The organism is Parvibaculum sp., from assembly GCF_049672805.1.
Lineage (GTDB): Bacteria > Pseudomonadota > Alphaproteobacteria > Parvibaculales > Parvibaculaceae > Parvibaculum.
In genome coordinates this window covers 1-7,884 of the sequence record NZ_JBATWS010000230.1, presented here as the reverse complement: position 1 = coordinate 7,884, position 7,884 = coordinate 1, and the positions used below count along the sequence as shown (strand labels likewise).

9 protein-coding genes are annotated in these 7,884 nt (G+C 61.1%); 5 read left to right on the top strand and 4 right to left on the bottom strand.

Translation table 11 applies throughout. From position 1 onward, the window contains the following. A partial coding sequence (locus WBF74_RS07420) for an acyl-CoA dehydrogenase family protein (RefSeq protein ID WP_424437494.1) occupies positions 1-385 on the top strand: 385 nt, incomplete at its 5' end. Positions 386-388: 3 nt separating this feature from the next. Here the strand turns inward: WBF74_RS07420 and WBF74_RS07415 are convergent. Beyond that, positions 389-1,279 carry a phosphatase PAP2 family protein gene (locus WBF74_RS07415; protein WP_424437491.1) on the bottom strand — a complete coding sequence of 297 codons (891 nt, stop codon included), beginning with the start codon at positions 1,277-1,279 and terminating at the stop codon, positions 389-391. 97 nt (positions 1,280-1,376) lie between these two features. On the opposite strand from WBF74_RS07415, the gene WBF74_RS07410 reads away from it, so the two are divergent. Beyond that, positions 1,377-2,573, top strand: coding sequence for an acetyl-CoA C-acyltransferase (locus WBF74_RS07410; protein ID WP_424437488.1), 1,197 nt, complete (start codon positions 1,377-1,379; stop codon positions 2,571-2,573). On the opposite strand, the gene WBF74_RS07405 is transcribed toward WBF74_RS07410, so the two are convergent. After that, a complete protein-coding gene (locus WBF74_RS07405; protein ID WP_424437485.1) occupies positions 2,570-2,977 on the bottom strand; it encodes a nuclear transport factor 2 family protein in 408 nt (135 codons plus the stop codon). The genes WBF74_RS07410 and WBF74_RS07405 overlap by 4 nt on opposite strands. A 14-nt stretch (positions 2,978-2,991) precedes the next feature. After that, on the bottom strand, positions 2,992-3,582 hold the full coding sequence (locus WBF74_RS07400; protein ID WP_424437482.1) for a TetR/AcrR family transcriptional regulator: 591 nt from the start codon (positions 3,580-3,582) through the stop codon (positions 2,992-2,994). A 78-nt stretch (positions 3,583-3,660) separates the two neighbouring features. On the opposite strand from WBF74_RS07400, the gene WBF74_RS07395 reads away from it, so the two are divergent. The 3 genes from WBF74_RS07395 to WBF74_RS07385 are packed head-to-tail and all read left to right on the top strand — an operon-like array spanning position 3,661 to position 7,717. Further along, on the top strand, positions 3,661-5,259 hold the full coding sequence (locus WBF74_RS07395; protein WP_424437479.1) for a carboxyl transferase domain-containing protein: 1,599 nt from the start codon (positions 3,661-3,663) through the stop codon (positions 5,257-5,259). An 8-nt stretch (positions 5,260-5,267) separates the two neighbouring features. Further along, entirely contained in the window at positions 5,268-7,286 is a 2,019-nt protein-coding gene (locus tag WBF74_RS07390) for an acetyl/propionyl/methylcrotonyl-CoA carboxylase subunit alpha (RefSeq protein ID WP_424437476.1), read from the top strand. After that, a complete protein-coding gene (locus WBF74_RS07385; protein WP_424437473.1) occupies positions 7,283-7,717 on the top strand; it encodes a DUF1489 family protein in 435 nt (144 codons plus the stop codon). The genes WBF74_RS07390 and WBF74_RS07385 overlap by 4 nt, the downstream gene beginning before the upstream one ends. Here WBF74_RS07385 and WBF74_RS07380 read toward each other — a convergent pair. Then, on the bottom strand, positions 7,714-7,869 hold the full coding sequence (locus tag WBF74_RS07380; protein WP_424437497.1) for a pantoate--beta-alanine ligase: 156 nt from the start codon (positions 7,867-7,869) through the stop codon (positions 7,714-7,716). The two genes, WBF74_RS07385 and WBF74_RS07380, sit on opposite strands and share 4 nt — an antisense overlap. Positions 7,870-7,884 lie beyond the last annotated feature (15 nt).

Sequence of the window (7,884 nt, the reverse complement as noted above, 5' to 3'; positions counted from 1 at the left end):
GGCCTGCATGGATGTGGTGATCCCCTACATCCATGAGCGCAAGCAGTTCGGTGCGCCTATCGGCACCTTCCAGCTTATGCAGGGCAAGCTTGCCGACATGTATTCGACGATGAATGCCTGCCGCGCTTATGTCTATGCCGTCGCCAAGGCCTGTGATCGTGGCCAGACGACACGCAAGGATGCGGCAGGCGCGATCCTTTATGCAGCCGAGAAGGCGACCTGGATGGCGCTCGAGGCCATCCAGACACTAGGCGGCAATGGCTATATCAACGATTATGCAACCGGCCGCCTGCTGCGCGATGCGAAACTCTACGAGATCGGCGCAGGTACGAGCGAAATCCGCCGTATGCTGATCGGTCGCGAGCTTTTCAACGAAACGGCGTGAGCCTTACCGCATCAGTTTCAGTGCGCGGAATGCCATTGGTGCGAGGCCGGTGGCGTAAAAGCCGAGTATCGCCGCCCCGCCATAGCCGGTGATGGCGCGGCTGAGGCCGAGCGCGTCGCCGCCATTGTCAATGCCTGCGCGGATTGCGAAGAGCACGACAATGCCGCCTACCGCCATCACGATCTGTTTCCAGATGGCGGGGCGGGGGCCACGCTCCGGCGCAAGGCGATAGTCGATGGCCTGCCCGGCAACCCAACCAAAGAGCAGGAAGAGCACGGCGATATGGCCGAAGAAGCTGGAGCCTGCCGGTCCTTCCGGCGGCCAGACGGCCCAGAGCAGGGGCACCAGCGCGAGGATCACGGCGAGGTGCACCCAGAAGGGCAGGCGGCGCCAGAAATCAAAGCTCGGGCCGAGCAGCAGGATGAAGAGGCCGATGCTCGCAAGGCCGAAGGCGCTGCCGACGAGAATATCGTCAACATCATGCACGCCGAGATAGAGGCGGCTGAAGCAGACGCCGAAAGTGATGATGATGGCGGCGATCCACGCCCAGCTTTTTCTGATCTCATAGGCAAGCCAGAGCCACATGGCGACCGCCACTTGCGCATGGCCAGAGGGGCGGCCGGGCGAGCCTTCAATGCGGCCATCCAGCCAGTATTTCGGATCGGGGCGCGTATCCTGCCAGAGATCCTTGAACCAGCCATTCACCACCGCCGTAATGGCGATGAGTACGGCAAGCCGCGTGAACATGGCGCGGTCCCAGAGCCAGTAGCCGACGGGCAGGAACATCAGGAAGAAGGGTGTGTAACCAAGCCAGGTGAAGCCGGTCGCCACAGGCGTCGCCCAGTCGCTGCGTAAGGGCAGCACCCAGTCCATATTGTGCAGGAAATCTTCCACGACTTATCCCCCCCTGTGGCTTTGGCACGCTATCTTTATGGGATAGGGTTTTCCCGAATCCTCTATCCGGCACCAGTTTAAACGTGGAATTCGTCTCATGTCACAGAGCACCTCTTCCGATCCCGTGGTTATTGTCAGCGCGGCCCGCACTCCGATGGGCGGCTTTCAGGGGGCGCTCGCGGGGGTGACGGCAACGGAGCTTGGGGCCATTGCCGTGAAGGGCGCTGTGGAACGGGCAGGGCTTGCGCCGACGGCAGTGGATGAAGTGCTGATGGGCTGCGTGCTCTCTGCCGGACTTGGTCAGGCGGCAGCGCGGCAGGCGGCGCGCGGTGCAGGGCTTGACGACGGCACGCCCTGTACGACCGTTAACAAGATGTGCGGCTCCGGCATGAAAGCCGTGATGATGGCGCATGATGCGATCCTTGCGGGCAATGCGGAAGTTGCCGTCGCGGGCGGCCTCGAAAGCATGACGAATGCGCCCTATCTGCTGCCCAAGGCACGTGGCGGGATGCGGCTCGGCCATGGCGAGGTCAAGGACCACATGTTCCTTGACGGGCTGGAAGATGCCTATGAAGGCCGTCTGATGGGCAGCTATGCGGAAGAGACGGCAAAGCACTATCAGTTCACGCGCGAGCAGCAGGATGCCTATGCACTTGAATCGCTTTCCCGTGCGAAGCGCGCGGTGGAGGGCGGTACCTTTGCGCCCGAAATCGTGCCCGTGGAAGTGACAACACGAAAGGGCAAGTCGGAAGTGGTGAATGACGAACAGCCGCTGACGGCCGACCCGGCAAAGATTCCGACACTGAAGCCTGCCTTCGCGAAAGACGGCTCGGTGACGGCTGCGAATTCAAGCTCGATTTCGGATGGCGCGGCCGCGCTGACGCTGATGCGGCTTTCGGAAGCCGAATGGCGTGGGCTTACCCCGCTTGCCGCCATTCGCGGACACACAATGCATGCGCAGGCCCCGGCCTGGTTCTCCACGGCCCCGGTCGGCGCGATTTCGAAGCTCCTCGAAAAGACGGGCTGGTCGAAGAATGAGGTCGATCTCTGGGAAGTGAACGAGGCCTTCGCCGTTGTGGCAATGGCCGCGATCCATGATCTCGGCCTCTCGCCTGACAATATGAACATCTATGGCGGCGCCTGCGCGCTCGGCCATCCCATTGGCGCTTCGGGCGCGCGCATCATCGTCACGCTGCTGAATGCGCTTCAGCAGACGGGCGGCAAGCGCGGCGTTGCCTCGCTCTGCATTGGGGGTGGCGAAGCAACGGCGATTGCGATTGAGCGGCTGAACTAGGCAGCCGTTTTCGCGAGCGTCGCCTTCACATGTTCGGCAAGGGCGATGAGGCCATTTAGCGGGCGGATCAGCACTTCGATATGGGCGATCTGCCCGGCATCATTCACGGTGATGCGGTCGATGCCCTTCAGCTTCGTCTCGCCGATGCGGCTGTTGAATTCGAGAATGATCTCTTTCCCGTCCACCCATTCCTTCGTGTAGGTGAAGTCCTCGAAGCCTGCGAGGACTGCATTCAGAATGGCGAGGACATACTCCTTCGACTGTTTCGGCGTGTAGAAGGCAGGCGAGGAGATCACCGCATCATCGGCCACCAGCGCTTCGAGCTTCGCGGGATCATGGGCCTTCACGCAAGCATACCAGTTGTCGAGAAAGGCCCTCGCTGATTCGGCTTCGTTTTTCGCCATGCTTTCCTCCGCTGTCATGTCGTCACGCCCTCCAGCACGAGGCGGGTGTGAATGTCGATGAGCTTCTTCCGGCCAACGCGGCCTTTCACATCGTACCATGTGCAGATGCCGGTCAGCATGGCGAGGATGGCATAGGCGCTGACACGCACATCTGCAATTTTGAACAGCTTTTTCTTCTCGCCGCGCTGGAGAATGTCGCAAAGCCGGTCCTCATAGGCGCGGCGCAGCGCCACGATCTTGCGGCGGTTCTGCGGGCTCAGGCTGCGGAGTTCCGACGAGCCGATAAAGACCTCGCGCTTGCGTTCGATATGGTAGGTGAGGTGAAAGGCGGTGAAAGCCTTGAGAGCTTCCAGCGGATCGTCGATCCCGGCAAGCGCCTCATCCACGCTCGCAAGCAGCGTCACCATATGGTTGTAGATAAGGTCGAACAGCAGGTCCTGTTTTGTGGCGATGTGGTTATATAGCGAACCCGGCTGAAGCCCGACACGGGCGGCAAGCTGGCGCAGGCTCATTGCCTCAAAGCCATGTTCATGGATGAGATCAAGTCCCGCGTCATGGATGGCGGCAAGCGTCTTTGCGCCCGATGAACCTGTCGTTCTCGCCAAGGATTTGCCCGTTGCCGTTCTTGCCTGTCTCAGGATACGAACGTATGATCGTTTCTATAAAAAATCCAGTCCGGGGTAATGGCTGTGGCGGTTCTGAAGACAAGCATCAATACGCGCGATGCCCGTTTCCGGGAGAATGCGGAAGCGATGGCGCGGCTCACCACGGCGCTGCAGAAGGAGAGGGTGAAGGCTGCCCTTGGCGGCGATGAGCGCTCGCGCGAGCGGCATGTATCGCGCGGCAAAATGCTGCCTCGCGAGCGGGTCTATGGCCTGATTGACCCGGGTACGCCCTTTCTTGAACTTTCTCCTATGGCTGCGCACGGCATGTATGGCGAGCCGATCAATGCGGCGGGCATCATCACCGGCATCGGCCGCGTCGCGGGGCAGGAATGTGTCATTGTCTGTAATGACGCGACGATCAAGGGCGGCACCTATTATCCCGTCACGGTGAAGAAGCATCTCCGCGCGCAGGAAGTGGCGCTCGAAAACAATCTGCCTTGCTTCTATCTCGTGGACTCAGGCGGCGCGAACCTGCCGAACCAGGCAGAAATCTTTCCGGACCGCGAACATTTCGGCCGCATCTTCTACAATCAGGCGCGCATGTCCGCGAAGGGCATTCCGCAGATTGCCATTGTAATGGGTTCCTGCACGGCGGGCGGCGCCTATGTGCCTGCCATGTCGGACGAGACGGTGATCGTGCGCAAGCAGGGCACGAACTTACTCGGTGGGCCGCCGATTGTGAAAGCGGCGACGGGCGAGGTGGTATCGGCGGAAGATCTCGGTGGGGCGGATGTTCATTCGCGCAAATCCGGCGTGACCGATCACTATGCGATGGATGATGCCCATGCGCTTGCCATAGCGCGGCAGATTGCGGGCACGCTAAATCGCAAGAAGCAAATTGCTGTTCCGCTCGCAGAGCCGCGCGCACCGCTTTACGACGCGGCCGAGCTTGATGGCGTGGTGCCGCATTCGCTTTCCATCCAGTATGATGTGCGCAAGGTGATTGCGCGGCTGGTGGACGGGTCGGAGTTTGACGAGTTCAAGAAGCTCTACGGCACAACGCTTGTTTGCGGTTTCGCTCACATTCACGGGCTTCCCGTCGGCATCGTTGCGAATAATGGCATTCTCTTTTCGGAATCTGCGCTTAAGGGGGCGCATTTCATCGAGCTGTGCTGCCAGCGGAAGATTCCGCTTCTCTTCCTTCAGAATATTGCGGGCTTCATGGTGGGTCGCGAGTATGAAACGGGCGGTATTGCCAAGGATGGCGCGAAGCTCGTAACGGCGGTGGCGTCTGCCAATGTGCCGAAGGTGACGCTCATAATCGGCGGTTCTTATGGTGCGGGGAATTACGGCATGTGCGGGCGCGCCTATAGTCCGCGCTTCCTTTTCACCTGGCCCAATGCGCGCATTTCAGTGATGGGTGGCGAGCAGGCGGCCAGTGTGCTGGCGACCGTGCATCGCGATGCGGAGAAGTGGACGCCGGAAGAAGCCGATGCCTTCAAGGCCCCGATCCGCGCGCAATATGAGGAAGAGGGGCATCCCTATTTCGCCACGGCCCGGCTCTGGGATGATGGCATCATCACGCCATCTGAAACACGCCGCGTCCTCGCGCTCGCTTTTTCCGCCACGCTCAACGCACCCATACCGGAGACGCAGTTCGGCGTCTTCCGCATGTGAGGGGCCATATGTTCAAATCCCTTCTGATTGCCAATCGCGGCGAGATTGCCGTTCGCATCATTCGCACGGCGCGGCGCATGGGGCTTCGGACCATTGCGGTCTATTCCGATGCCGATGCCAATGCGCTTCATGTGGCGGAGGCCGATGAGGCCTATCGCATAGGCCCTGAACCTGCGGCGGAGAGCTATTTGCGGGCGGATGCTATTCTTGACGCCTGTGCGCGCTCCGGCGCGGAGGCGGTGCATCCGGGTTATGGCTTTCTCTCCGAGAATGCGGGCTTCGCGGATGCTTGTGAAAAGGCGGGCCTCACCTTTGTCGGCCCGACGCCCGATGCCATTCGCGCGATGGGGTTGAAGGATGCGGCGAAAGCCTTGATGGAAAAGGCCGGTGTTCCGGTCGTGCCGGGCTATCATGGCGATAGTCAGGAGGCTGACTTTCTTGCCGGTCAGGCTGAAGCGATCGGCTATCCCGTGCTCATCAAGGCGGTTGCGGGTGGCGGCGGCAAGGGTATGCGCCTTGTGGATGATCCGGCAGATTTCGCCAAGGCGCTTGCGAGTGCGCAGCGGGAGGCGGGTGCTGCCTTTGGCGATGAGCGCGTGCTGGTCGAGAAATATGTGGCGCGGCCGCGCCATATTGAAATTCAGGTCTTTGCGGACGGGAAGGGGCAGGCTGTCTCGCTTTATGAGCGGGATTGCTCCTTGCAGCGCCGGCACCAAAAGGTGATCGAGGAAGCGCCGGCACCGGGCATGCCGCCTGACATGCGCAAGGCGATGGGCGAGGCAGCTGTCGCGGCGGCCAAGGCCATTGGCTATCGCGGGGCGGGTACGGTCGAGTTCATCGCGGATGCGAGTGACGGGCTGAGGCCTGATGGTTTCTGGTTCATGGAAATGAACACGCGGTTGCAGGTCGAGCATCCGGTGACGGAAGCGATTACCGGGCTCGATCTCGTCGAGTGGCAGTTGCGCGTTGCCGCGGGTGAAGCGCTGCCGCTCACGCAGGATGAGATTCCCCTCAAGGGCCATGCGGTTGAAGTGCGGCTTTATGCGGAAGACCCGGCGAAGAGTTTTTTCCCTTCGACCGGCAAGCTCCTTCGCCTGCGGATGCCAGGCGACATAGCGCATATCCGCACCGATATGGGTGTGCGGGAAGGCGATGAAGTCACCATGTTCTATGACCCGATGATCGGCAAGATCATCGCGCATGGCGAAACGCGCGATGCGGCGCTTCGCAGGCTGAAAGGCTTTCTCACGCGCATGGAAGTAGCGGGGCCGAAGACCAATCTCGGCTTCCTCGTGGCGACAGTCGGCCATGATGCCTTTTTGAAGGGCGATATTGATACTGGCTTCATTGACCGTCACATCGCTGATCTGGTGCCGGCATCGGACCTGTCGGCGCGGGTGCTTGCTCTTGGTGCGGCAGCCCATCTTCTGCTGAGAGAAGCGGCCATCCGGCGCGCGCAAAGCGAAACAGCCGAACCGCACTCGCCCTGGGCAGCGGCGGATGCATGGGGGCTTGGCGGGCCGCGAAGCGAGACGCTGAAGTTCAATGCAAGGGGAGAGGCGGTTGCGCTCACCGTCACGCCGCAAGGCGAGGGTTGGCGTATTTCCGGCGCGAGCGAGAATGACATTCTCGTCTCCGCCACTCTGGGTGATGATAGCTTTCTTCGCGCCACGGTGGATGGTGTGCGGATATCGGCCGCCTGTGTCGCGCGCGGGAAAGGGCACATACTCATCCATGAAGGCATTGCGACCGAGTTCGAGGTTGCGGACCCTCTTGATGTGGATGTTGTTTCCGATGGCGAGGCGGGTGCGCTCAAGGCACCCATGCCGGGCAAGATTGTGCAGGTTCTGGCAGAAGCGGGTGCCAGAGTGCGCCGGGGTGCCGCGCTCATCGTCATGGAAGCGATGAAGATGGAACAGACGCTCGTGGCGGGCGCTGATAGTATTGTGGCTGCGGTTCACGCGGCACCGGGCGATCAGGTGGAGGCGGGCGCGGTGCTTGTTTCCTTTGATGAGGCATCGGATTGACGGTTCATCTCATCAAGCTCTGCGTTGGCGCTGATGATATTGCAGACCTTGCCGGATGGCAGGCCGAGCGGCTTGCCGAGATGAAGCGTCGGGGTGAGCCGCAAGTGCTTGCCCATGTAACGCGCATGACGCCGAAGCGCGCGGATGAACTGCTGGACGGTGGTTCGCTTTATTGGGTGATGAAGGGTGTCATCCGCTGCCGCCAAAGGCTCATCGGTATTGAGCAATTCACGGATGGCGAGGGGATCGGGCGCTGCCGTCTCATTCTCGATCATGAGATCGTGCCGACGCGGCGGCAGGAACGACGCCCCTTTCAGGGATGGCGCTATCTCGATGCGAAAGACGCGCCCGCCGATGTGAAGCGTGGCGAGGCGGATGACGAGATGCCGGAAGAAATGCGCCGCGAACTCGAAGAGCTCGGGCTGCTCTAGACCGGCATATTGTCGATAAGACGTGTCTTGCCGATCTTTGCGGCGACGAGAATGCGTGCTTCGCTTGTGGGCCGGTCTTCGGGATAGGCGGCAAGCGAGGCGGCGTCGCGGATTTCCAGATAGTCGAGCTTGTCGAAGCCAAGGGCGAGGATTCGCTTGGCTCCCTC